We start from the raw sequence: 21,216 nt of genomic DNA, 5'->3' as shown, positions 1-21,216 counted from the left end.
GCGCCAGAATCAGCGGCGGTTGTTCAAGCGGTTGATCCGCTCGGACGGGGTGATGATGTCGGTCAGGCGGATGCCGTACTTGTCCTCGACCACCACCACTTCGCCCTGGGCGATCAGGTAGCCGTTGACGAAGATGTCCATCGGTTCGCCGGCCAGGCCGTCGAGCTCGACCACCGAGCCCTGGCCCAGCTGGAGCAGGTTCTTGATGGTCAGGCGGGTGCGGCCCAGTTCTACCGTGAGCTGGACGGGCACGTCCATGATCAGGTCGATGTCGGTGCCCGTGCCGCCGCTGGCGCCGGCCAGCGGCTTGAACACCGAGTGCGCGGCGGATTGCGCGGCCGGCGCGGCTGCGGGTGCGGCGGCGGGCGCAGGCGCGGGAGCGGCGGCCGGAGCCGGCGCCGCGGCGGCCTGTTCGGCCATCGCGGCGGCCCAGTCGTCCTGCGGCTTGAGGCCGTCGGCCTGCGTGGGCGGGGTGGCGCGGGATTGTTCGGCGAGCGCGTCGGCCCAGTCGTCGGCCGGGGACGAGCCGGTGCCGGGCTCGTTCTTGTCAGTCATGGTCAGAGGCCTCGTTGGGTTCTGTATCGTGGGTAAACATGTTCTGCACGCGCAGGGCGTAGCGGCCGTTGAAGACGCCGTAGCCGCATTCCATCAGCGGTACGCCGTCGACGCTGGCGATGACGGTTTCGGGCACTTCCACCGGCAGCACGTCGCCGACCTTCAGGTGCATCAGCTCGCGGATCGACGACGGGATGCGGGCGAATTCCGCGACCACGTCGATGTCGGCGCTGCGCACCTGGCGCGAGAGCTGCTGCGACCAGCGCTGGTCCACTTCGTCCAGCGTGGTTTCCTGCAGCGGGCGCGTGAGCAGGTCGCGCACCGGCTCGATCATGGAATAGGGCAGGCAGATGTTCAGGTCGCCGCCGGTGGCGCCGAATTCGATGTGGAAGGAGGTGACGACCACCACTTCGTTGTTGCCGGTGATGCTGGCGAACTTGGTGTGCATCTCCGAGCGCACGTACTCGAATTCGATCGGGTAGACCGGGTCCCAGGACTTGCCGTAGCTTTCCAGGGTCAGGTTGAGCAGGCGCCGGATGATGCGCTGTTCGGTGGTGGTGAAGTCGCGGCCCTCGACGCGCGTGTGGTAGCGGCCGTCGCCGCCGAACAGGCTGTCGATGACCAGGAACACCAGGTTCGGGTCGTACGTGAACAGGGCCGTGCCGCGCAGCGGCTTCATCTGGACCATGTTCAGGTTGCTGGGCACCGGCAGGTTGCGTTCGAAGTCCGCGTACTTCTGGATCTTGATGGAGCCGACGGTGATGTCGGCGCTGCGCCGCATGAAGTTCAGCAGCACGCTGCGCATCTGGCGGGCGAAGCGCTCGTTGATGAGCTCCAGGGTCTGCATGCGGCGGCGCACGACGCGCTCGGGCGAGCTCAGGTCGTAGGCGCGCGCGCCGGCGTTCTGGCCGGCCGCCTGGGTCTTGTCGTCGCTTTCGCCGGTGACCCCGGCGAGCAGCGCGTCGACTTCGTCCTGCGAAAGAAATGCCTCGTAGGCCATGCTTATTGCACCACGAACGCCGTGAAGAGCACGTCGGTGACGTACTGGCCGTCAGGCAGGGGCGAGAACGGGCGGTTGACGCTCTGCTTGATGGCTTCGGCCATGTCGGTCTTGCCCTGCTGCGTCTGGACGCCGACGGGCGATTGCGAAGACAGCACCATCAGGATGCGGCTGCGCACTTCGGGCATGTACTTTTCGAGCCGGCTGCGGCTTTGCTCGTCGCTGACGCGCAGGGTCAGGCCGACGTGCATGATGCGCTCGGTGTCCGGGTTCTGCAGCGTGACGGTAAAGGGTTCGAGCGGCACGAAGATCGGGGCGGGCACGGCGATGGGCGCGGCCGGCGGCGCGACGAAGTTGGCCGGCGTGGCCTGCGGGCCTTGCCCGGCATGGCCGGCGGCTCCGGGCTGGCCGGGCTGGCCCGCGGGAACCTGGCCGACGCCCAGCTGGACCGGCGCGGCGCCTTGCTGCTGCAGGCGTTGGGAGATGTACCAGGTGGCGCCGGCGCTGGCCGCGGCCACGAGCAGCAGGACCAGTAGCGCCAGCAGCGGACGCAGGATGCGGCCCAGGCCGCCCGGGCGGGGGGTAGATGCGCCGCGCGCAGGCATGGGTGTGGTTTTGGTAGTCGCCATCTCGGTGTCGAAGCTTATTTTGCCGCTGATGAAAACGGGTTCTTAGTGGATGAAAGCATTCTGCCCCAAATGCCGCCCCGGCTTGGGGGCGAAAAACAGGGCGAAAGCCGCGTATCTCAAGCTATTGCTGCACTGCCCCCCCAGCCTTGCCGGCGGCGGGCCGCCGGCAGTTCAGGCGAAGGTGTCGACCAGCGCATTGGCGTTGCGCGCCGGCAGGGCCGCGGCGGGCGCATCGGCCACCGCCACGGCGCCCGCGGCGGCGCCGCCCGCGCCGCGCTGCGAGCCGTTGCCGCCTTGCTGCGCGAACTCCTGCTGGGCGGACTGTTCGCCCACGCTGGTCTGGCCCAGCGAGATGCCGGCCTGGGCCAGCGCCTGCTGCAGTTGCGGCATGGCGGCTTCGACCGCGTGGCGCACGGAGGCATGGGCCGACACGAACGAGGCGCTGGCCACGCCGTCGGCCAGGTTCAGGCTGACGCGCAGCGGGCCCAGGTCGGGCGGGTCGAGCCGCAGTTCGGCGGTCTGCACGCCCTGGCGGACGTTGTGGCTCATCACGACCATCTGCTGGCCGAGCTCGGTGCCCCAGTGCGTGCCGCCCACGGGGGTGGAGACCTGCATCACCAGCGGTATGGCGGGCGCGGCGAAGGCGGCGGGGTTGGCGATGGGCGCGGCAGGACGCTGGGCGGCGGCCAGGGCCTGGGCCACGCCTTCGTGGGGCGCGGCGCCAGCTTGCGGTGCCTGGAACTGCGGGTCGGCCGCGGCGATGGCGGCCTGCGCTTCGTCGCGCAGCGGCGTCTGGGCCTGGGCGGCGTCGTCTTGCGGCTGGCGGGCGGCCTGGGGCTGCACGGCCTCGGGCGCCAGGCGCGGCGCTTCCGTGCGCGGCGCGGCGGGGCGGCCTGCCGGCGCCTGGACGGCCGCCGGAACGGCCGGAGCCGCCTGCTGCGCGCTGCCGGGCTTGGCCGCGGCGGTCAGCACCGGCAGCGCCGCTTCGGCGTCGCGCGCGATCTGCGCGGCGGCGGCCTGGGCCTGCTGGGCGCTGGCCGCGACCGGCGCGCCCACGACCAGGGCGGCGTCCGCGGCGCCCAGCGCCGAGGTCAGCACGGCCGCGCCGGCGCCCATGGCGCTGGCGGCGGCCGCGGCGTCGCCGCGCGCCAGCTGCACCTGTTGCGCGGCCTGGGCGGCGATTTCCAGCGCCTGCTGCGGCAACACCACGGTCGTCTGCGCGGCCACGGCCAGCGCGCCGGCCTCGCCCTGGGCGGCGGTCTGCACCGCTTCGTCGATGGCGCCGGCGGCGGCGTTTTCCGCATGCGCGGCGGGCTCGGCCGGGTTCGGGTTCCGGGCCGGCGTCTTGGCCGGCGGCTTGGACTGGCTCTCGGCGGGGCGCGAGCCAGCTCCCTGGTCGGAGCGCTGGCGCGCCATCACTTCGGAAAAGCTGGGGCCCTTCTGGTTGGCAGGAGTCGGCCGGGCGCCGAGCGTATCGGCGATCGAGGCCTTGGCGCCGGGCGCGACGGCGGGCAGGGGCAGGGGAGCGTTCATCTGGGGCTTCCTGTGGGATATCGCTTAATGCATGCCGGCCTGGCGCTGGACCAGGCGGGCCGAGTATTCGTCGTTGGCGCGCTGTTCGCGGCGGGATTCGGCCACCGCCCGGGCGCGCACTTCGCGCTGGGCCAGCGCGTCGTAGGAGTTGAGCTTGCGCTTTTCCTGTTGCCAGTGCTGGCGGCCCTTGGCCAGGTTTTCGTCGGCCTGGCGCAGCACCGCCTGCTGCTGGCCGATGGCGTCGTCCAGGGTGCCGATGAAGCGCTGGTAGTTGTGGCAGTCGCTGGCCGACATGCCGCTGACCATCGCCTGCTGCAGGCGCGTCAGGTAGTCCTGGCGGTAGTCGTGCAGCATGCCGAGCTGGCGCTCGGCGTTGCCGCGCTCGGCGTTGAGCCGGCCCAGCAGGCGGGCGGCTTCGTCCGTGCTTTCCTTGGCCAGGTTGATGAGCATGTCCAGGGGCAGTTGGCTAGGCATAGGTCGCTCTCATCTCGAAGGTGGCGCGCAACTGGCCGATGGCGTCTTCGTAGCCGATGTTTTCGCCGATGTCCTGCTGCAGGAAGGCTTCCAGCCGCGGATAGCGGGCGATGGCGTCGTCGAGCTGCGGATCGTTGCCGGCGGCGTAGGCGCCCACGGCGATCAGGTCGCGGTTGCGCTGGTAGCGCGACAGGGTTTGCTTGAAGCGGCGCACCACGGCGAACTGTTCCGGCGGGATCAGCGCGGTCATGGCGCGCGAGATCGACGCCTCGATGTCGATGGCGGGGTAGTGGCCGGCCTCGGCCAGGTGGCGCGACAGCACCACGTGGCCGTCCAGGATGGCGCGCGCCGAGTCGGCGATGGGGTCCTGCTGGTCGTCGCCTTCGGCCAGCACGGTATAGAAGGCCGTGATGGAGCCGGCCTTGCCGGATGGGCCGGGCGCGCCCATGCCGGCGCGTTCGACCAGCGTGGGCAGCTTGGCGAAGACCGAGGGCGGATAGCCCTTGGTGGCCGGCGGCTCGCCGATGGCCAGCGCGATCTCGCGCTGCGCCATGGCGTAGCGGGTCAGCGAGTCCATGATGAGCAGCACGTCCAGGCCCTGGTCGCGGAAGTGTTCGGCCAGCCGGGTGGCGTAGGCCGCGCCCTGCAGGCGCAGCAGCGCCGACACGTCGGCCGGCGCGGCCACCACGACCGAGCGGGCCAGGCCTTCCGGACCCAGGTTGTGTTCGATGAATTCCTTGACTTCGCGGCCGCGCTCGCCGATCAGGCCCACCACGATCACGTCGGCCTTGGTGTAGCGGGCCATCATGCCCAGCAGCACGCTCTTGCCCACGCCGGAGCCGGCGAACAGGCCCATGCGCTGGCCACGGCCCACCGTGAGCAGGCCGTTGATGGCGCGCACGCCGGTGTCGAGCACGGTGTCGATGGGCGCGCGCGACAAGGGATTGATGGGCTGGGCCGACAGCGGCGCGAGTTCGGCGCCGGTCAGCGGGCCCAGGCCGTCCAGCGGCCGGCCGGCGCCGTCGAGCACCCGGCCCAGCAGCGCGTTGCCCACGGGCAGGTGGCGGCCCAGCTGGGGCTTGGCGTTGCCGTTGAGTTCGGCCTTGCGCGGCAGGGGAATCTGGCGCTGCACCGGCGGCTCGCCGGGCACCACGCGGGCGCCGGGCGGCAGGCCGGAGATGTCGGCCTGGGGCATCAGGTACAGCGTGTGGCCGTCGAAACCCACGACTTCGGCGTCGGCCCAGTGGTCGTGGCCGCGCGCGATTTCGATGCGCGCGGCCGCGCCCACCGGCAGGCGCAGCCCGGTGGCGTGCAGCACCAGTCCGGTGGCGCGCGTGATCTTGCCGCTGACCAGCCAGGGGTCGGTCGAGGCGGCGCGGATCGAGCCGATCTGCAGCTGGGTCTGCCAGCGGTCGATCACCGGTGCGGCCGGCTTAGGTGCGGCCGGCGCAGGCTGCGGCTTGCCGTTCACGCCGGGTCCTCCCAGGCCACGTTGCGTCCGAGCGAGGCCGCGACCCGGCGCCAGCGCGTCTGCAGCGTGGCGTCGATGTCACCGAACGGCGTCTCGGCGCGGCAGCCGCCGCGCGTGATGGACTCGTCGGCCAGCACGCGCCAGTGGCCTTCTTTCAGCTCGTCGGCCAGGTGCAGGCGGATGAGTTCGATGTCTTGCGGGTTGGCCCACAACCGCATCTGGCCGCCGGCCGAGGGGTTGATGTGCAGCACTTCGCGCACGGCGGCGGCGACGGCCTCGGGCTGTTCGGCCAGCGTGGTGCGCACGACCTGCTGCGCGATGTCCAGCGCCAGGGTCAGCAGGCCCTGGCCCATTTTTTCCTCGAGCGCGCCGAGCGAGGCCGCGCAGGACTGCATCAGCGCGTGCAGCTGCTGCGCCTCGGCGGCGGCCTGTTCGCGCGCCTGGGCCAGGCCTTCGGCGTAGCCCTGTTCGCGGCCGGCGGCCAGCCCGGCTTCGAAGCCCGCCTGGCGGCCGGCTTCCAGGCCGGCGGCATGGCCTTCGGCGTGGCCGGCCTCGCGGCCCTCGGCCATCGCCTGGGCGCGCAGCTGCGCCATGACGACTTCGGGGTCGGGGCCGGGATCGGGTTGGGGCTCGGGCTCGGCCTCGACGGCCGCGGGCTCGTCGAACGACAGCATCTGCCAGCGCCGCCAGGCGGCGCTGCGCGAGATCGGCGCAGCGGCGAGGCTGTCCGCGTCAGACATAGGTGTCGTCCCCCTGGTTGCCCAGGACGATCTGGCCGCTTTCGGCCAGGCGGCGCGCGATCTGCAGGATCTTCTTCTGTTCGGCCTCGACCTTGGACATGCGGATCGGGCCCTGCGCCTCGAGGTCCTCGCGCAGCATTTCGGCGGCGCGGCTGGACATGTTGCGCAGGAACTTGGCGCGCAGCTCTTCGGGCGCGCCCTTGAGCGCGACCATGAGGGTGTCGTTGTCGATTTCCTTGAGGATGAGCTGGATGGCGCGGTCTTCGACGTCGAGCAGGTTGTCGAACACGAACATCTCGTCGATGATCTTCTGCGCCAGGTCGTTGTCGCGCTCGCGCAGGCTGGCGACCACGGTTTCCTCTTCGGCCGAGTTCATCATGTTCAGGATTTCGGCCGCGGTGCGCACGCCGCCCATCTTGCTGCGCTTGGCGCCCTGGCCGGCGAGCACGGAATTCAGCACCTCGGTCAGTTCCGACAGGGCCGCGGGCTGCACGCCGCCGAAGGTGGCGATGCGCAGCATCACGTCGTTGCGCAGGCGGTCGGTCAGCAGCGCCAGCACGCCGGCGGCGCGGTCGCGCTCCAGGTGCACCAGGATGGTGGCGATGATCTGCGGATGCTCGTCGCCGATGAGTTCGGCCACGGTGGTCGGGTCCAGCCAGTTCAGCGCGTCGATGCCGCTGCCGCCTTCGCCGGCTTCCAGGATGTCCTCGATCAGGCCGGCGGCGCGGTCGCTGCCCAGCGCCTTGGTCAGCACGGTGCGGATGTAGTCGTCTGAGCCCAGCGTGACGGCCATGAACTGGTCGGCCTCCTGGCGGAATTCTTCCAGCACCACGGCCACGTCGTTGCGGGTGACCTGCTTGAGGGTGGCCATGGCCGCGCCGACCTGCTGGACCTCACGGGCGGTGAGGTACTTGAACACTTCGGCGGCGGCGTCCTCGCCCAGCGACATCATCAGGACGGCGCTGCGCGTCATGCCGTCGAGCGGCGTGGAATCATTTTTCATCTTTGCTTATCCAAGTGCGCAGCACCATCGCGACGGCGCGCGGGTCTTTCTCGGCCATCGTGCGGGCGCGCTGCAGGTTGTCCTGGTAGCGGTCGACTTCCTTGGCGCGGGCCGTTTCCTGGGCCTCGCGGGCCGCCTCGATGCGTTCGGCCTCGGCCTGCTCGGGATCGACCGGCGGGTACAGGTAGTTGCCCACCGTGCGGCGCAGCACGCGGTACAGCCACAGCGCCAGCACGCCGCCGACCAGCCAGGCCAGGATCGTCTTGAACAGGGCGATCATTTCCGGATCGCGCCACACCGGCACCGGCGGCGGGCCGTCGTTGAACTGGCTGTTGACCAGGTTCAGCGAATCGCCGCGCGCTTCGGAGTAGCCCATGGCTTCGCGCACCAGGTTGGTGAGCTTGGTGAGCTCTTCGGGCGGCAGGGCCTGCGGCTCGCCGTCCTTGTCGCGGATGTAGTTGACGACCACGGCGACCGACAGGCGCTTGAGCATGCCCACCGGCTGCTTGATATGGCTGATGGTGCGATCGACTTCGTAGTTGGTGGTCGCGTCGCGGCGTTCGTTGAGGTTGGCGGCGGCCGTCTGCGTGCCGGTCTGCTGCGCGCCCTGCGCCTGGCCCTGGGCGTTGGCCGCTTGCTGCGGCGGCTGGCCCGGACGCTGCGGCTGGGGCGGGTTGACGATGGGCGCCTGGGCGTTGGCCGGGGCCTGGTTCGACAGCGCGCCGGGCACGCCCTGGGCGGGGTTGACGCCGCGCTGGGTGGAGTCGCTGGTCTGCTGGCTGCGCACGGCGGCCTGGCCGGGCTCCTGGTTGGGGCGGTAGACCTCCGAGGTTTCCTCGCGGCGCGCGAAGTCGACGTCGGCGCTGGCCTGCGCGTGCACGTTGCCCGGGCCGACCAGCGGATTCAGGATGGTGAGGATGCGTTCGACCGTGCGCTGTTCCAGTTCGCGCACGAAGCGCATCTGGTCGGCGTCCATGCCGCGGCCTTCGCCCAGGGGAGCCGACAGCAGGCGGCCGTTCTGGTCGACGATGGAGACGTTTTCGGCGGTCAGTTCGGGAACGCTGGAGGCCACCAGCCAGGAGATCGCGGAGACCTGGGCGTCGCTCAGGCTGCGGCCGGGGTAGACGTTGAGCAGCACCGAGGCGGTGGGCGCCTGGCGCTCGCGCACGAACAGCGACTGGCGCGGCATGGCCAGGTGCACGCGGGCCTGCTGCACGGTGTGCATGGCTTCGATCGAGCGCGCCAGCTCGCCTTCGAGGCCGCGCTGGTAGTTGATCTGCTCGGCGAACTGGCTGGCGCCGAAGCGGGCATTGTCCATCAGTTCGAAGCCGACGTTGCCGCCGCGCGGCAGCCCCTGGGAGGCCAGCTGCAGGCGGGCGTCGTAGACGCGGTCGGCCGGCACCAGCACGGCGGTGCCGGCGTCGTTATAGCGGTAGGGCACGTTCATCGCGCCCAGCGCCGTCACGATGGCGCCGCCGTCGCGGTCGTCCAGGTTGGAGAACAGGACTTTGTAATTGGGCTCGCTGCTCCACATCGCCACGGCGACGACGACTGCGACGAGGCCGGCCGCCGCGCCGAGCAGGAGGGGCTTGGGCAGCGCGCGCACCTTTTCCAGCACGGGAAACCGGGTCAGCAGCGACGAGCTCAGGGTGGCCTGCTGGGTCATCGACGGCTCCCGCTGGCTACGCGGAGCTGGGAATGGAGCTTCATGTCTTGGTAGGGCAGATTACACATGCAACGTGCTTCTGGTCTGGGGAGAGCGTGGATTATTGCCCCTGAGACGACAATCCCAATCGTCGAAAACGACGGGTTTTTGGCGTTACTTATCCCCTATGTCGGCGGCCGGGCGCGCAGGCCGGCCGCGCCGCCGGACCGAGTCGGGCGCATTCGCGGAAATGTCGGGGTTTTTGGCGCTTCTTGTGGGCTATGGCCGCGCGCGTCCGGCGTTACGCTGTGCGCATATTCGGCGTAATCCCCATCAGCAAGGAACCAGTAATGGCTGTATCAGGCTTGTCCGGCATCGAAAGCATGCTCCAGCAGATGCGCGCGGTCGTCAGCAAGGCGCAGACCGGCAATCTCTCCGCCGGCGAAAGCGTCGCCCAGCCGGACGGCTTCGCCGCCGAGCTGCAGCGCTCCATCCGCCGCGTCACGGGCGCGCAGAACGCGGCCACGGCCCAGGCCAAGGCTTTCGAGCTGGGCGCGCCCGACATCTCGCTCAACGACGTCATCATCGACATGCAGAAAGCCAGCATCGGCTTCCAGACGGCGGTGCAGGTGCGCAACAAGCTGGTTGCGGCCTACAAGGAAATCTCCTCGATGTCCGTCTGATTCCGCGGGGCCGGGCGGCCCCGGTTTCAAGTGCGCTGCGCGCCTCGCTCCAGGCGCCACACGACCTGCTGCAGCCAGTTTTCCTGGCGCGCGCTCAGGTCCAGGAACATGGCGCCCAGGTGGCTGACGGCCGGTTCGCCGGTCAGCGACACATGGCGCGGCGCGGCGCCGTCGGCGCCGGCATCCTGCGCCATGGGCTGTCCCGACACCGGATACACATTGCGCACTTCCAGGTCGGCGCTGATCTTGCCCAGCTGGCCGAAATCCAGTTCCACGTTCTTCATCACCGTGCCGCGCGCGGGCAGGGCGCCGACTTCCATGACGGCGCGCAGGCCCACGCCGTCGACGGAGATGTCGCGCACCGTGAAGCGACAGGCGGGCTTGCCGGGCTCGGCCTGCCAGCTCGCATGGCACATGGCGGCGTTGGCGATCAGCGAGGCGCGGAACATCTTGCGGCGCTGGATGCGGGCCAGGCGCTCGGGAAACGGCGATACCAGGGCGGCGCTGCCGTCGTCGAACTGGATCACGTCGGGCCGCGCCACGCGGAAGCGGATCTGCACGCCGCCGTAGGCCGTGGCGTGGAAATAGAAATTGGTGCCGCTCAACAGGCCCATGCTGTCGGACTGCTGGAAATCGGCGCCGGCGTAGTCGCGCGGCCGCCAGAAGAACTGCAGGCTCTGCTTGTCCGCGCCGAGGATGAGCACGGCGATTTCGCGATCCGCGGCGTCGCGCACCAGGATGTGGCTGTCGGGGTGCGTCAGCTCGAACAGGGCTGCGCGCATGTCTTCCGGGCGGGTCAGCAGGAATTCCGGATCGCTGGCGTCCAACACGATGATCGTCCTTGATTTGAGGGTCAGGCCGTGGGCGCGGTCTCGGGCATGTCGCGCGATTCCAGGCGATACAGCCAGGCCAGCAATTCTGCCACTGCTACGTAGAGTTGGGGCGGAATCTGGGCGTCCAGGTCCACCTGCATCAGCAGGCCGACGAGTTCGCGCGACTCGTGGACATAAAGGCCGTTGTCGCGCGCGGCGCGGACGATGGTGTCGGCCAGCTGGCCGTAGCCCTTGGCCACCACGCGCGGCGCGCCGTCCTTTTCCTCGTAGGAAATGGCGACCGCGGCGTTGCGGTTGGCGTTCGGATCGGGATTGGAGCCGGGATCGGCGGGCGTGCGCATCAGATATCAGCCGGAATCACGGGGCGCGGCTCGACCACGCTCACCGACAGATTGCTCAGGGTCAGGCCCGCGGCCAGCAGGCGCGAACGCAGCGTGTCCGAGTCGTCCTGGAGTTCGGACGCGCTGTGAGGCGCGACGAGCTGCAGCACCAGTTGGTCGCCGGCCAGGTTCAGGCGGGCGTCGACCAGGCCCAGGCGCGGCAGGTCCAGCTTCACCCGGGTGGCCCAGGTGGACGTGGCGGCTTCGGGGTCGCCGCCATAGGGCTCGCGTTCGACTTCCCATTCCATGGGCGTGCCGGGCCAGGCCTCGCCCTGCCAGGCCAGCGCCTGGTTGGCCAGCACGTCGAGCTGCTGGCGAACCAGCACGGTGAGGTCCTGGTGGATGCCGGCGATGGGCGCGCCCGGCGCGGAGGACGAGCCGCCGGCGGGGGCCGGGGACGCGGGGTCCGCGCCGCCGGCGCGCGCCGGGGCGGGCGTTTCGCCGCGCGCACGCGCCGGCGCCGGGGCGTTCGCGGTGCTGTTCGCCGCCGCGTTCGGGTCCAGCCGGGCTTGCGGCTCTTCGCGCAACTGGGCGGGAGAGGTCCGGCCGTAGACCATGTCGGTCAGGTGCGATTCATAGAAGAGGCCGCTGGTCTGCAGCGCCTGGCGCAAGGCCTGGCCCAGCACGCGCGCGCTGGGGGCGGCGGCCGCATGCGCCTGGACCGCGGCATCGGCGCCGCGCAGCGCGGCGGTTGGCACGGCGGGCAGCTCGGGCTTGCCGGCGGCGGGAGCGGGAACCTGGGCCGTGGGCGGCGCCGGCTGTCCCGATGGGGCGGCTTGGGCGGGTTGCGCCGGCTGGCCCGCGGGCGCCTGGGCAGGCGCGCCCGGGGCCTGGCCGCTGGCCTGCCCGGCGGGCGCGCCGGCGGTCCACAGCGGCGCGCGGCCCTGCAGCGCGGGCGCGGCCTCGGGATATTGGGCCAGCAGGGCGAGTATGGTGCGCGCGGTCGTGCCCAGCGTGGTCGGGGCCGAGGCCGTGGTGTCGCTGCTGGTGACCAGCCCGCGGGCCGCCAGGGCCAGCGCGGCGGCGGTCTTGGCGTCCACGACCGGATTCTGGCGTTCGCCGCGGGCGCCGCCGCCTTGCACCCCTTGGCGCGGATCGCGCGCCGAGCCGTCGGCGGAGCCGGATCGGTCCAGGCTGCCGGGCTGGCTGACCGCGTCCGGCCGCGCGCCGGAAGCCAGGTTCGCGTTGGCGGCGGACATCGTCGTGCCGAGCACGGCGTCCAGCCGCTGCACCAGGACGTTGCCGAGTGCGGCGGGGCCTACGCTCATTCTTCAGGCGCCTGGTGGCCGTAGGCGGAAAGCAGGGTCTGCTGGCGCTTCATGCGGCCCAGCAGTTCGCCCAGCCGCGCCAGCTGCGGCAACGCCAGGTCGCGCGTCTGCGCGTCGTTTTCCAGGATGCGCACCAGCAGGTCGTACTTGATGGCGCGGCCGGATTCGTCCAGCGGCGTCCTGGATTCCAGCAGGCGCAGGCGCTCGACCCGTTCGCAGTACTGCTGGCCATGTTGCATGGCTCCGTCCCAGTCGCCCACCTGGGCGGCCGCAAGCATTTCTCCCGTGATGAGAGCGATCTCCTGGTAGTGCTCCAGGATGGGCGAGGTGTACTGGGTAATGGACGTCATGGAAATCTCGGGCGTTCGAGGGCTGGGCGGTGAGCGTAAGCTGCCCTTCAGGTCTGCAAGCCGACGGCGGAGCGGTCGATGGACGTCTGCCAGGCTTCGGCCAGATCCCCCAGCAGGCGGTCGGCGGTGTCGAGCGCGGCGGCGTCGGCGCGCAGGTTCGCCAGCAGCAGCGTGCGGACGATGTAGTCGTAGAGGCGGGCCAGATTGGCGGCGATTTCGCCGCCCGCGTCCATGTTCAGTCCGGTCTTCAGGCCTTCGTCGACGATCTTGATCGCCTTCGAGATGGCCGCCCCGCGTTCCGTCGCCCGGCCTTCCTGGAGGTGAAGGCGGGCCTGCCCGATCGCCGCCCGGGCGCCCATGTACAGCAGTGAAATCAGCCTTTCCGGGCTGGCGCCCAGGACCTGGGTCTCCAGGCCGATGTCGGCATAGGAACGCACCGAGTAGGAGCCGGTGGGGCGGCGGGCGGCGTAAGTCATGAATGCATCTTCTATAAATTACTTGGATTTGCTCATGGCCGCGAACTGCTTCTCGAGGTAGCTCGCCGTCACGGTCTGCTGCGAGACGAACTTGTCCAGAGCGATGAATTGGGCGCGCATCGCGTCCATGGCCGCGGTGCTGGAAGCCTTGGCGCGGGCCAGCTGGTCCTTGACGTCCTTGATGGATTCGTTCAGGCCGTCCTGGCTGATCTTGATGGAGCCGTTGCTGCCCAGCACCGCCTTGGTGGCGGCGTCGAAGCGGGCGGCGAGGCCGTCGGGCGCGGTCATGATGCGCTTGACGTCGGCGGGGTTCTCGGCCAGGGCTTTGTCCAGTTCCTTCTGGTCCAGCTTGAGCTGGCCGGTCTTGGGGTCCATGGTGATGCCGAGGTCGGCCAGCGAACGCAGCGAGCCTTCGGTGGTGACCACCTGCAGCGCGCCGGACATGGACGACTGGATGCCGCGGGCGGTGCTGTCGCCGGTCAGGGCCTGGTTGGTCTGGGCGGCGACGTCGAAGGCCGTGTGCTTGCCGATCGTGGTTTGCAGCGCGTTGTAGGCGTCGACGAAATCCTTGACCGCCTTGCTGGCCACGGTGGTGTCGCCTTCGAGCTTGAGGGTCACGACCTTGTCGGCCCCGGTGACGCTGTCCTTGCCGGTCAGGGCGGTGAGGTTCAGCGTGATGCCGTCGATGGCGGTGGAGACGTTGTTGCTGCCGCTCTTGACGGTGATGCCGTTGATTTCGATCTCGGAGTCGGCGGCGGCGGTCTGCTGCGTGAGCTGCGCGCCGGTGCCGGAGTTGTAGCTCAGGATGTCCTGCAGCTTCTGGTCGCCGGTCACCGTGATGGACTTGACCGAGGCCTGCACGCCGGTGTCCTTGGCGCTCAGCATCAGGTAGCTGCCGTTTTCGTTGGTGATGATGGTGGCGCGCACGCCGGCCTTGTCATCGCTGTTGATGGCCTTGGCGATGCCGTTGAGCGAGGTGTCGCCGTTCAGGTTGACGGTGTGCTTCTCGCCGTTGGTGAGCTCGATCTCGAACGAGCCGTCGGCGCCGTTGGAGGCGGTGCGGTCACCGACGTTGCCGGACTGCAGCGTCTGGGCGGCCGCCAGGTTCTTGACCTTGATGGCGTACTCGCCCATGGTCGCGCCGTCTGCGCCGACGGTGGCGGTCAGGCCGTCGCCCACGACGTTGGCCTTGACGGCGTCCAGCGTGGACGACTTGCCCAGCGCCTCGGCGGCTTTCTGCAGGGCTTCCACGGCGCTCTGGATCTGGCCGAAGGCGCTCACGCGCGCCTCATAGCTGGCCTGACGGTTGGTGTACAGGCTCAGCTTTTTGTCTTCTGCGGCCTGCAGTTTCGAGAGGATCTCCTCCAGGGGCAGTCCGGTGGTCGAGCCGAGATTGGTGATAGAAGCCATGTGAAATCCTTCCTAGCAATGCGATTCTGTCAAAAATACGGGGCCGGCGATCTGGCGTGTAAGGGCAAAAGGCAACCCTAATTCGACGCTTCTGCGGCGGATTGGCGCTGAACATGCGTCAAACGCCGTTTTAATTCTGTGTTCAGGCACTCGTCTTGATGCCGTTGCCCTGCATGTTCACGATCATCTTGGCGATCCTCAGCACCGCCTCGCTGGGTATCGTGCGCACCACGTCGCCCGATTCCGCGTCCACGACCGACACCACCACCTGGTGCACGTCCGGATCGATTTCGAACTGCAGGCGGGTGGACCACGCCTTCATCTGGAGGTTGATTTCCTCCAGGGCCTTTTCCAGGGGCAGCTTGTTCGAGTCGGCCTGCTCGGAGGTTGCGTTGCCGGCGCCGCCGCCATTGGCGGAAGCGGCGGGGGGCGTGACGCTGACGGCCGGGTCAGCCGCCACGGGGGCGGGCGCGGCCTGCAAGGGAACGAACGATGCAGGGGCTAACGGGGTTACGGCCATCATGACTCCAACTGCGTTGCGGGCGTCCGGGTGGAACGCGCGGGTTTCAGGGAATTCTCAGCTACCATTACGGCAGGCCCGCGGGGAACTTTAGTGTCCGGCGGGCCAGATGTTTCACACGTAAAGGTTCGGACGGGGCAATGAGTGTCAAGACGGCGCTGCGAGTCATTGAAATCATCGAAACCTACGCCCGCGAAAAGCGCGCGCTGCCGCTGTCGGAGCTGGCCCGGCTGCTCGACGTCCCGGTATCGAGCTGCCTGGCGCTGATCCGCACCCTGACCGGGCTGGGCTATCTATATGAAACCGGGCGGCGCCAGGGCTATTACCCCACCGGCCGGCTGCTGGCCATGGCGCAGCGCATCGCGCGCGCCGATCCGGTGCTGGACCGGGTGTATCCCAGCCTGACCGAGCTGCGCGACGCGACCCGCGAAACCGTGGTTTTCGCCAAGCTGACCCAGGACGGGCGGGTGGTGTACCTGGACGTGCTGGATTCGCCGCACACCATCCGCTACGCGCCGGTCGCCGGCGAGTTCAAGGACATACACGCCAATTCGCTGGGCAAGGCGCTGCTGTCGGTGCTGGACGCGCCGGCCCGCGACGCGCTGCTGGCCGGCATGCCCATGACCCGCCACAACGAACGCACGCTGGTCACGCCCGAGGCGCTGCTGGCCGACCTGGAGCGCTCGCGCGAGCGCGGCTGGTTCATGAACAGCGGCGAATCCATCGCCGACGTGGGCGCCATCGCCTGGCCGGTCACGCTCTCGGGCGAGCGCTACGCCATCTCGGTGGGCGGGCCGATCTACCGCATCGAGCCCCAGCAGGAGAACTACGCCCGCATCCTGCGCTCGGCCTGCACGGCGCTGGAGCAGCAGGCGTAGTGCCTGGCGCTCAATACGACTTGGGCAGCCCCAGCACTTTTTCGGCGATGAAGCACATGATCAGCTGCGGGCTGACCGGGGCGATGCGCGGGATGAAGCTCTCGCGCAGCAGGCGTTCCACCGTGTATTCCTTGGCGTAGCCCATGCCGCCCAGCGTCATCACCGCGGTCTGGCAGGCGTTGTAGCCGGCCTCGGCCGCCAGGTATTTGGCGCTGTTGGCATAGGGCCCGCAGGGCTTGCCGGCGTCGTACAGGCTGGCGGCCTTGTACACCATCAGGTCGGCCGCCTCCAGCTGCATCCAGGCCTGGGCCAGCGGGTGCTGGATGCCCTGGTTCTGGCCTATCGGGCGGCCGAACACGACGCGCTCGCCGGCGTATTTCACCGCCCGTTCCAGCGCGGCGCGGCCGATGCCCACGGCTTCGGCGGCGATCAGGATGCGCTCGGGGTTCAGGCCGTGCAGGATGTATTCGAAGCCGCGGCCTTCCTCGCCGATGCGGTCGGCCACCGGAATCCGCAGGCCGTCGATGAACAGCATGTTGGAATCCACGGCCTTGCGGCCCATTTTCTCGATCTCGCGGACCTCGACGCGCTCGCGGTCCAGGTCTGTATAGAAGAGCGACAGGCCCTGGGTGGGCTTTTCCACCTCCGACAGCGGGGTGGTGCGCGCCAGCAGCAGCATCTTGTGGGCGACCTGGGCGGTCGAGATCCAGATCTTGCGGCCGTGCACCACGTATTCGTCGCCCTGGCGCACGGCGCGCGTGCCCAGCTTGGTGGTGTCCAGGCCGGCGTCGGGCTCGGTCACCGCGAAGCACGCTTTCTCGCGGCCGGCGATGAGCGGCTCCAGCCAGCGGCGGCGCTGCTCGTCGCTGCCGAACACCACCACGGGGTTGAGCCCGAAGATGTTCATGTGCACGGCCGAGGCGCCGGTAAAGCCCGCGCCGGAGGCGGCGATGGTCTGCATCATCAGCGCGGCCTCGGTCATGCCCAGGCCGGCGCCGCCGTATTCCGGCGGCATGGCGATGCCCAGCCAGCCGTCGCGCGCCAGGTCGGCGTGCAGCGGCTCGGGAAAGCCGCCTTCGCGGTCGCGTTCCTGCCAGTATTCGTCGGGATAGCGTTCGCAGATGCGGGCGACGGCGTCGCGCAGGGCCAGTTGCTCGGGCGTGAATTCAAAGTCCATCAGTCGTTTCCATCCTGGGTGATGCCACGGTCTGCCATGGCGTTGATGCTGGCTCGGTCGTAGCCGGCCTGCTCCAGTACTTCGCGGCTGTGCTGGCCCAGCCGCGGGGCGGGCCGGCGCAGGGCGGTCGGGGTGCCTTCGTAACGGCCCAGCGGGGCGGGCGTGCGGATCGGGCCTTCGCTGGGGTGGTCCACGTGGCGGATGAAGCCGGTGGCCGCCAGGTGCTCGTCCTGCAGCAGGCCGTCGATCGTGTAGAGCTGCGAGGCCGGGATATCGGCCCGCGCCAGCTCGGTCAGCCATTCCTGGCTGGCGCGCGTCGCGATCACGTCGGCGACGAAGGCATAGACCTCGTCGATATGGGCGGCGCGCGCGCCGTGGCTGCAAAAGCGCGGGTCCACGCACAATTCCGGCCGCCCGATCAGGTCGAAGAAATTGCGCCAGTGCTTGTCGTTGTAGATCAGCAGGCAGATATAGCCGTCGGCCGTGGCGTAGGGACGGCGGTGCGGCGCGAGCAGGCGGGCGTAGCCGGTGGGGCCCAGCGCCGGCTCGAAGGTGGCGCCGCCCAGGTGGTCGCCCAGCATCATGTGCGCCATGCCCTCGAACATGGGGATCTCCACCTGCTGGCCGCGCCCGCTGCCGCGGGCGTGCAGCACCGCCGACACCAGCGCGATGGCTACGTGCAGGCCGACGGCGCGGTCGGCCAGCGTCAGCGGCGCGTAGCGCGGCAGCTCGCCGCTTTGCTGGGCGGCGAGGGCGGCGATGCCGGTCTGGCCCTGGATCAGGTCGTCGTAGGCGGGCCGTCCGGCGTAGGGGCCGGCCTCGCTGAAGCCGTAGGCGCCCAGGTACACGATGCGCGGGTTGCGCGCGGCCACCGCCTCATAGGACAGGCCCAGCCGCGCCATGGCCTGGGGGCGGATGTTGTAGAGCAGGGCGTCGCAGCTTTCGGCCAGCTTGAGGCAGGCCTCCAGGCCCTCGGGCGTTTTCAGGTCCAGCACCACCGAGCGCTTGTTGCGGTTCAGGTGCAGGTACAGGTGGCCCATGCCGGGGTTGCGCATGGGACCGACGGCGCGCAGGTTGTCGCCGGCGGGAGGCTCCACCTTGATGACGTCGGCGCCCAGGTCGCCCAGGACCTGGGTGGCGTAGGGGCCCATGACGACCGAGCTCAGGTCCAGGATGCGCACGCCGGCGAGCGGTCCGGCGGCGGTGGGGGTGGGCTGGGCGCTCATTGCTGCTGGATGCCCGCGTCGCGGATCAGCTTGCCCCACAGGTCGCGCTGCTCTCCGACGAACCGGCCGAAGTCCTGCGGCGTGCCGGAGAAAGCGTCGAAGCCCAGGCCGGCCAGGCGCTGCTTGACCTCGGGCTTGGACACCACCTGGTTGATCGCCGCGTTCAGCTTGGCGACGATCTCCGGCGGCAGGCCGGCCGGGCCGAAATAGCCGTTCCAGGAGTTCAGGTCGAAGTCCCGCACGCCGGCCTCGGCCATGGAGGGCAGTTCCGGCACGATGGCGCTGCGCTCGGCGGTGGACACGGCCAGCGCCCGCAACTGGCCCGACTGCACGAAGGGCAGGCCGGAGGCCAGGTCGGTGAACATGAAGTCCACCTGGCCGCCGACCACGTCGGTCAGGGCCTGCGGCGTGCCTTTGTAGGGCACGTGCAGGATGTCGATCTTGGCGCGGTTGGCCAGGGTTGCGCCGGCGACGATGCCGGTGCTGTTGCCGCTGGCGTAGGTGATGCGGCCCGGGCGCTGGCGCGCGTCGGCCACCAGCTCGCCGACGTTCTTCCACGGACGCTTGGGGTTGACCACCAGAATGAAGGGCAGGTTGCCGCCGCGCGCGATCGGCGTGAAGTCCTTGACCGGGTCGTAGGGCACGTTCTTCATCAGCCAGGGGGCGGCCGAGTGCGAGGTGTTGGTGGTGACGAACAGCGTGTAGCCGTCCGGCTTGGCGCGCGCCACGTAGGCGGCCGCGATGGTGGCATTGGCCCCGGGCTTGTTCTCCACCACGATCTGCTGGCCCAGGATGGCCGACAGCTCGGAACCGAAAATGCGGCCCACGGCGTCCGTGCCGGAGCCGGCCGGAAACGGCACGATCAGTGTGATGGGCTTGACCGGATAGTCGGCCGCCTGGGCCTGCGGGGCGGCCGCGAGGGCCGCGCCGCCGACCAGCACGGCCTTCAGCAGGTTCAGGAATTTCATGGTTTGTCTCCTGTGTTGTCGGCCCGCGGCGCGGCTTCTGCGGCCGCGGTCGCGGGGGCTGCCGCCGCTTCAGGCGGCGGAGGGGGGCGCCGGAAAGTCCCGGATCACGCGATCCGGGGATTCTTCATAAGGGGGCGTGTAGATCACCAGCAGCCGCGCCGGCTCGTCGCTGGTGACCGTGAACACGTGCGGCACGTCGGGCGGGAAGTAGCAGCAGTCGCCCGGGCCCATGTCGGCCGCTTCGTCCTGCACCTGGGCGCGCGCGGTGCCGGAAATCAGGTAGCAGACCTGCTCGATGCCCGGATGGGCGTGGGGCAGCGCGCCTTTGCCCTTTTCGATGACGCCCAGCAGCACCTCCACGCCGCGGGCGCCGACGGTGTCCGGGCCGATGAGGCGGCGGTTCAGGGTGCCGGTGTGGTTGGCGGGGTGGTAGCCCGGGACGTCGGCTTCCCGGACCAGCCAGCGGGGCGTCTTGCCAGTGGTCATGTTTTTCCCTCAAATTTTCATATGTGAATTTATTTTTATGTATGAGAAAAGAATCGGCAAGCGGTTTTTCGGCGCGGATACCGCTTCGCGCCCTGGGGGATTAGGGAAAACACCGGGCCCGGACTGTTAAAATCCGCGGCTGGTTCCACTCTGATGCCACTTTACGGCCCCGCCATGTATTCTGTCCGCACGCCTGATGCTTCCGCCAGCCTGTCCGATTGGCTGCAGTACCTGGAATCCATCCACGCCACCGCGATCGACATGGGCCTGGACCGGGTGCGCGAGGTGGCCGCGCGCCTGGGGCTGGAGCTGAACGCCATGAAGTTCGTGGTCGGCGGCACCAACGGCAAGGGCTCGACCTGTGCCATGCTGGAATCCATCCTGCTGGCGGCCGGCTACAAGGTCGGCCTGTACTCCTCGCCGCACCTGATCGACTTCAACGAGCGCGCCCGCATCAATGGCCAGATCGCCACCGACGAGGCCCTGATCGAGCAGTTCCAGGCGGTCGAGGCGGCGCGCGGCGACGTCTCCCTCACGTACTTCGAATTCACCACGCTGGCCATCCTGCGCCTGTTCTCGCAGTCGCGCCTGGACGCCGTGGTGCTGGAAGTGGGGCTGGGCGGCCGCCTGGACGCCGTCAACATCGTCGACGCCGATTGCGCCATCGTCACCAGCGTCGACCTGGACCACACCGACTGGCTGGGCGACACGCGCGAGAAGATCGGCTTTGAAAAGGCCCACATCTACCGCGCCGGCCGTCCCGCCATCTGCAGCGATCCCGCGCCTCCGCAGTCGCTGCTCGACTACGTCGCGGAAATCGGCGCCGACCTGTGGCTGTTCGGCCGCGACTTCAACTATTCCGGCGATCGCCAGCAATGGGCCTACGGCGGGCGCGGCCAGCGCCGCAACTCGCTGGCCTATCCGGCGCTGCGCGGCGCCAACCAGCTGCTCAACGCCTCGGCCGCGCTGGCCGCGCTGGAATCGGTGCGCGACCGCCTGCCGGTGCCGCAGCAGGCCGTGCGCCTGGGGCTGCTGCAGGCCTCGCTGCCCGGACGCTTCCAGATCCTGCCCGGCCAGCCCACCATCATCCTGGACGTGGCGCACAACCCGCACGCCGCGGCCGTGCTGGCCCAGAACCTGGACAACATGAGCTTCCACCCGTATACCCACGCGGTGTTCGGCATGCTCAACGACAAGGACCTGGCCGGCGTCGTCGCCAAGCTCGGCACGCGCGTCGACTACTGGTATTGCGCCGGGCTGCCCGGGCCGCGCGGCGCCACCGGCGAGGCGCTGGCCGAGCAGGTCGCGGCCGCCTTGCCGCCGGTGCCCGCGGGCGGCGAAAGCCCCGGCGTGAGCGCCTACGCCGACCCGGCCCAGGCCTTTGCGGCGGCGCGTGAACGGGTGGGCGAGAATGATAGAATCGTGGTGTTCGGATCGTTTCTGACGGTAGCCTCGGTTTTGCAGGCGCTGGGCCGCAAGGCCTAAGGCAAGATCGGGTCAAGAACGGGTCA

At 69.7% G+C, this 21,216-nt stretch carries 23 protein-coding genes; 3 read left to right on the top strand and 20 right to left on the bottom strand.

Going from position 1 to position 21,216, the window contains the following annotated elements; genetic code table 11:
• Nucleotides 1–9: 9 nt before the first annotated feature.
• From fliN to fliF, 9 genes are all read right to left on the bottom strand, one after another.
• Nucleotides 10–555: a flagellar motor switch protein FliN gene (fliN, locus tag AC1IQ6_RS15420; RefSeq protein ID WP_102770915.1), complete on the bottom strand. Its 546-nt coding sequence runs from the start codon at nucleotides 553–555 to the stop codon at nucleotides 10–12.
• Nucleotides 548–1,555: a flagellar motor switch protein FliM gene (gene fliM / locus AC1IQ6_RS15415; RefSeq protein ID WP_102770916.1), complete on the bottom strand. Its 1,008-nt coding sequence runs from the start codon at nucleotides 1,553–1,555 to the stop codon at nucleotides 548–550. The genes fliN and fliM overlap by 8 nt, the downstream gene beginning before the upstream one ends.
• A gap of 2 nt (nucleotides 1,556–1,557) precedes the next feature.
• Complete coding sequence (fliL, locus tag AC1IQ6_RS15410) at nucleotides 1,558–2,184, bottom strand: flagellar basal body-associated protein FliL (protein WP_168202123.1); 627 nt, start codon at nucleotides 2,182–2,184, stop codon at nucleotides 1,558–1,560.
• Between the two features lie 171 nt (nucleotides 2,185–2,355).
• Nucleotides 2,356–3,717: a flagellar hook-length control protein FliK gene (locus AC1IQ6_RS15405; protein ID WP_485864876.1), complete on the bottom strand. Its 1,362-nt coding sequence runs from the start codon at nucleotides 3,715–3,717 to the stop codon at nucleotides 2,356–2,358.
• Nucleotides 3,718–3,741: 24 nt separating this feature from the next.
• On the bottom strand, nucleotides 3,742–4,191 hold the full coding sequence (fliJ, locus tag AC1IQ6_RS15400) for a flagellar export protein FliJ (RefSeq protein WP_102770919.1): 450 nt from the start codon (nucleotides 4,189–4,191) through the stop codon (nucleotides 3,742–3,744).
• Nucleotides 4,184–5,662, bottom strand: coding sequence for a flagellar protein export ATPase FliI (gene fliI / locus AC1IQ6_RS15395; RefSeq protein ID WP_485864875.1), 1,479 nt, complete (start codon nucleotides 5,660–5,662; stop codon nucleotides 4,184–4,186). Before fliI ends, fliJ begins: the two co-directional genes overlap by 8 nt.
• A complete protein-coding gene (fliH, locus tag AC1IQ6_RS15390) occupies nucleotides 5,659–6,402 on the bottom strand; it encodes a flagellar assembly protein FliH (RefSeq protein WP_102770921.1) in 744 nt (247 codons plus the stop codon). Before fliH ends, fliI begins: the two co-directional genes overlap by 4 nt.
• Nucleotides 6,395–7,405, bottom strand: a complete 1,011-nt coding sequence (fliG, locus tag AC1IQ6_RS15385) for a flagellar motor switch protein FliG (protein WP_102770922.1) — start codon at nucleotides 7,403–7,405, stop codon at nucleotides 6,395–6,397. Before fliG ends, fliH begins: the two co-directional genes overlap by 8 nt.
• Complete coding sequence (gene fliF, locus AC1IQ6_RS15380) at nucleotides 7,395–9,071, bottom strand: flagellar basal-body MS-ring/collar protein FliF (RefSeq protein WP_102770923.1); 1,677 nt, start codon at nucleotides 9,069–9,071, stop codon at nucleotides 7,395–7,397. Before fliF ends, fliG begins: the two co-directional genes overlap by 11 nt.
• 329 nt (nucleotides 9,072–9,400) lie before the next feature.
• Here fliF and fliE point away from each other — a divergent pair, with 329 nt between their 5' ends.
• Nucleotides 9,401–9,733, top strand: coding sequence for a flagellar hook-basal body complex protein FliE (gene fliE / locus AC1IQ6_RS15375; protein WP_102770924.1), 333 nt, complete (start codon nucleotides 9,401–9,403; stop codon nucleotides 9,731–9,733).
• 26 nt (nucleotides 9,734–9,759) lie between these two features.
• On the opposite strand, the gene AC1IQ6_RS15370 is transcribed toward fliE, so the two are convergent.
• From AC1IQ6_RS15370 to AC1IQ6_RS15340, 7 genes are all read right to left on the bottom strand, one after another.
• Complete coding sequence (locus AC1IQ6_RS15370; RefSeq protein ID WP_479729900.1) at nucleotides 9,760–10,563, bottom strand: flagellar brake protein; 804 nt, start codon at nucleotides 10,561–10,563, stop codon at nucleotides 9,760–9,762.
• 23 nt (nucleotides 10,564–10,586) lie between these two features.
• A complete protein-coding gene (locus tag AC1IQ6_RS15365; RefSeq protein ID WP_111825279.1) occupies nucleotides 10,587–10,907 on the bottom strand; it encodes an EscU/YscU/HrcU family type III secretion system export apparatus switch protein in 321 nt (106 codons plus the stop codon).
• Entirely contained in the window at nucleotides 10,907–12,214 is a 1,308-nt protein-coding gene (gene fliK / locus AC1IQ6_RS15360) for a flagellar hook-length control protein FliK (protein WP_485864874.1), read from the bottom strand. The genes AC1IQ6_RS15365 and fliK overlap by 1 nt, the downstream gene beginning before the upstream one ends.
• Complete coding sequence (locus AC1IQ6_RS15355) at nucleotides 12,211–12,564, bottom strand: flagellar protein FliT (protein ID WP_102770929.1); 354 nt, start codon at nucleotides 12,562–12,564, stop codon at nucleotides 12,211–12,213. Before AC1IQ6_RS15355 ends, fliK begins: the two co-directional genes overlap by 4 nt.
• A 47-nt stretch (nucleotides 12,565–12,611) precedes the next feature.
• Nucleotides 12,612–13,040 (bottom strand): flagellar export chaperone FliS, encoded by a 429-nt coding sequence (gene fliS, locus AC1IQ6_RS15350; protein WP_102770930.1) that lies wholly within the window; start codon nucleotides 13,038–13,040, stop codon nucleotides 12,612–12,614.
• A gap of 18 nt (nucleotides 13,041–13,058) precedes the next feature.
• The gene (gene fliD / locus AC1IQ6_RS15345) at nucleotides 13,059–14,450 is read right to left on the bottom strand and encodes a flagellar filament capping protein FliD (protein WP_111825277.1); all 1,392 of its coding nucleotides are present in this window, start codon (nucleotides 14,448–14,450) and stop codon (nucleotides 13,059–13,061) included.
• A 142-nt stretch (nucleotides 14,451–14,592) separates the two neighbouring features.
• Nucleotides 14,593–14,970, bottom strand: a complete 378-nt coding sequence (locus tag AC1IQ6_RS15340; protein WP_102770932.1) for a flagellar protein FlaG — start codon at nucleotides 14,968–14,970, stop codon at nucleotides 14,593–14,595.
• 140 nt (nucleotides 14,971–15,110) lie between these two features.
• Between AC1IQ6_RS15340 and AC1IQ6_RS15335 the strand changes: the two genes are divergently transcribed.
• On the top strand, nucleotides 15,111–15,848 hold the full coding sequence (locus AC1IQ6_RS15335) for an IclR family transcriptional regulator (RefSeq protein WP_485864873.1): 738 nt from the start codon (nucleotides 15,111–15,113) through the stop codon (nucleotides 15,846–15,848).
• A 10-nt stretch (nucleotides 15,849–15,858) separates the two neighbouring features.
• Here AC1IQ6_RS15335 and AC1IQ6_RS15330 read toward each other — a convergent pair whose 3' ends face one another.
• The 4 genes from AC1IQ6_RS15330 to AC1IQ6_RS15315 form a co-directional block, all read right to left on the bottom strand.
• A complete protein-coding gene (locus tag AC1IQ6_RS15330; protein WP_102770934.1) occupies nucleotides 15,859–17,025 on the bottom strand; it encodes an acyl-CoA dehydrogenase family protein in 1,167 nt (388 codons plus the stop codon).
• Entirely contained in the window at nucleotides 17,025–18,251 is a 1,227-nt protein-coding gene (locus AC1IQ6_RS15325) for a CaiB/BaiF CoA transferase family protein (protein ID WP_102770935.1), read from the bottom strand. Before AC1IQ6_RS15325 ends, AC1IQ6_RS15330 begins: the two co-directional genes overlap by 1 nt.
• Nucleotides 18,248–19,219 (bottom strand): Bug family tripartite tricarboxylate transporter substrate binding protein, encoded by a 972-nt coding sequence (locus tag AC1IQ6_RS15320; RefSeq protein WP_181390866.1) that lies wholly within the window; start codon nucleotides 19,217–19,219, stop codon nucleotides 18,248–18,250. Before AC1IQ6_RS15320 ends, AC1IQ6_RS15325 begins: the two co-directional genes overlap by 4 nt.
• Before the next feature lie 69 nt (nucleotides 19,220–19,288).
• Nucleotides 19,289–19,705, bottom strand: coding sequence for a cupin domain-containing protein (locus AC1IQ6_RS15315; RefSeq protein WP_111825275.1), 417 nt, complete (start codon nucleotides 19,703–19,705; stop codon nucleotides 19,289–19,291).
• Between the two features lie 174 nt (nucleotides 19,706–19,879).
• Between AC1IQ6_RS15315 and folC the strand changes: the two genes are divergently transcribed.
• Nucleotides 19,880–21,190 carry a bifunctional tetrahydrofolate synthase/dihydrofolate synthase gene (folC, locus tag AC1IQ6_RS15310; protein WP_485864872.1) on the top strand — a complete coding sequence of 437 codons (1,311 nt, stop codon included), beginning with the start codon at nucleotides 19,880–19,882 and terminating at the stop codon, nucleotides 21,188–21,190.
• Nucleotides 21,191–21,216: the final 26 nt, after the last annotated feature.

The sequence above is a fragment of the Achromobacter sp. MUI-25009338 genome, assembly GCF_057359325.1.
This window is presented reverse-complemented; position numbering and strand designations above follow the sequence as displayed.

What these genes read in the sequence shown, in the direction of transcription:
- AC1IQ6_RS15355 (WP_102770929.1), bottom strand. Translation starts at nt 12,564, where the DNA reads ATGACGTCCATTACCCAGTACACCTCGCCCATCCTGGAGCACTACCAG.
- fliD (WP_111825277.1), bottom strand. Translation starts at nt 14,450, where the DNA reads ATGGCTTCTATCACCAATCTCGGCTCGACCACCGGACTGCCCCTGGAG.
- fliM (WP_102770916.1), bottom strand. Translation starts at nt 1,555, where the DNA reads ATGGCCTACGAGGCATTTCTTTCGCAGGACGAAGTCGACGCGCTGCTC.
- fliS (WP_102770930.1), bottom strand. Translation starts at nt 13,040, where the DNA reads ATGACTTACGCCGCCCGCCGCCCCACCGGCTCCTACTCGGTGCGTTCC.
- AC1IQ6_RS15335 (WP_485864873.1), top strand. Translation starts at nt 15,111, where the DNA reads ATGAGTGTCAAGACGGCGCTGCGAGTCATTGAAATCATCGAAACCTAC.
- fliN (WP_102770915.1), bottom strand. Translation starts at nt 555, where the DNA reads ATGACTGACAAGAACGAGCCCGGCACCGGCTCGTCCCCGGCCGACGAC.
- AC1IQ6_RS15320 (WP_181390866.1), bottom strand. Translation starts at nt 19,219, where the DNA reads ATGAAATTCCTGAACCTGCTGAAGGCCGTGCTGGTCGGCGGCGCGGCC.
- fliF (WP_102770923.1), bottom strand. Translation starts at nt 9,071, where the DNA reads ATGACCCAGCAGGCCACCCTGAGCTCGTCGCTGCTGACCCGGTTTCCC.
- fliG (WP_102770922.1), bottom strand. Translation starts at nt 7,405, where the DNA reads ATGAAAAATGATTCCACGCCGCTCGACGGCATGACGCGCAGCGCCGTC.
- AC1IQ6_RS15340 (WP_102770932.1), bottom strand. Translation starts at nt 14,970, where the DNA reads ATGGCCGTAACCCCGTTAGCCCCTGCATCGTTCGTTCCCTTGCAGGCC.
- AC1IQ6_RS15365 (WP_111825279.1), bottom strand. Translation starts at nt 10,907, where the DNA reads ATGCGCACGCCCGCCGATCCCGGCTCCAATCCCGATCCGAACGCCAAC.
- AC1IQ6_RS15325 (WP_102770935.1), bottom strand. Translation starts at nt 18,251, where the DNA reads ATGAGCGCCCAGCCCACCCCCACCGCCGCCGGACCGCTCGCCGGCGTG.
- fliJ (WP_102770919.1), bottom strand. Translation starts at nt 4,191, where the DNA reads ATGCCTAGCCAACTGCCCCTGGACATGCTCATCAACCTGGCCAAGGAA.
- fliK (WP_485864874.1), bottom strand. Translation starts at nt 12,214, where the DNA reads ATGAGCGTAGGCCCCGCCGCACTCGGCAACGTCCTGGTGCAGCGGCTG.
- fliH (WP_102770921.1), bottom strand. Translation starts at nt 6,402, where the DNA reads ATGTCTGACGCGGACAGCCTCGCCGCTGCGCCGATCTCGCGCAGCGCC.
- folC (WP_485864872.1), top strand. Translation starts at nt 19,880, where the DNA reads ATGTATTCTGTCCGCACGCCTGATGCTTCCGCCAGCCTGTCCGATTGG.
- fliL (WP_168202123.1), bottom strand. Translation starts at nt 2,184, where the DNA reads ATGGCGACTACCAAAACCACACCCATGCCTGCGCGCGGCGCATCTACC.
- fliE (WP_102770924.1), top strand. Translation starts at nt 9,401, where the DNA reads ATGGCTGTATCAGGCTTGTCCGGCATCGAAAGCATGCTCCAGCAGATG.
- AC1IQ6_RS15315 (WP_111825275.1), bottom strand. Translation starts at nt 19,705, where the DNA reads ATGACCACTGGCAAGACGCCCCGCTGGCTGGTCCGGGAAGCCGACGTC.
- AC1IQ6_RS15405 (WP_485864876.1), bottom strand. Translation starts at nt 3,717, where the DNA reads ATGAACGCTCCCCTGCCCCTGCCCGCCGTCGCGCCCGGCGCCAAGGCC.
- AC1IQ6_RS15330 (WP_102770934.1), bottom strand. Translation starts at nt 17,025, where the DNA reads ATGGACTTTGAATTCACGCCCGAGCAACTGGCCCTGCGCGACGCCGTC.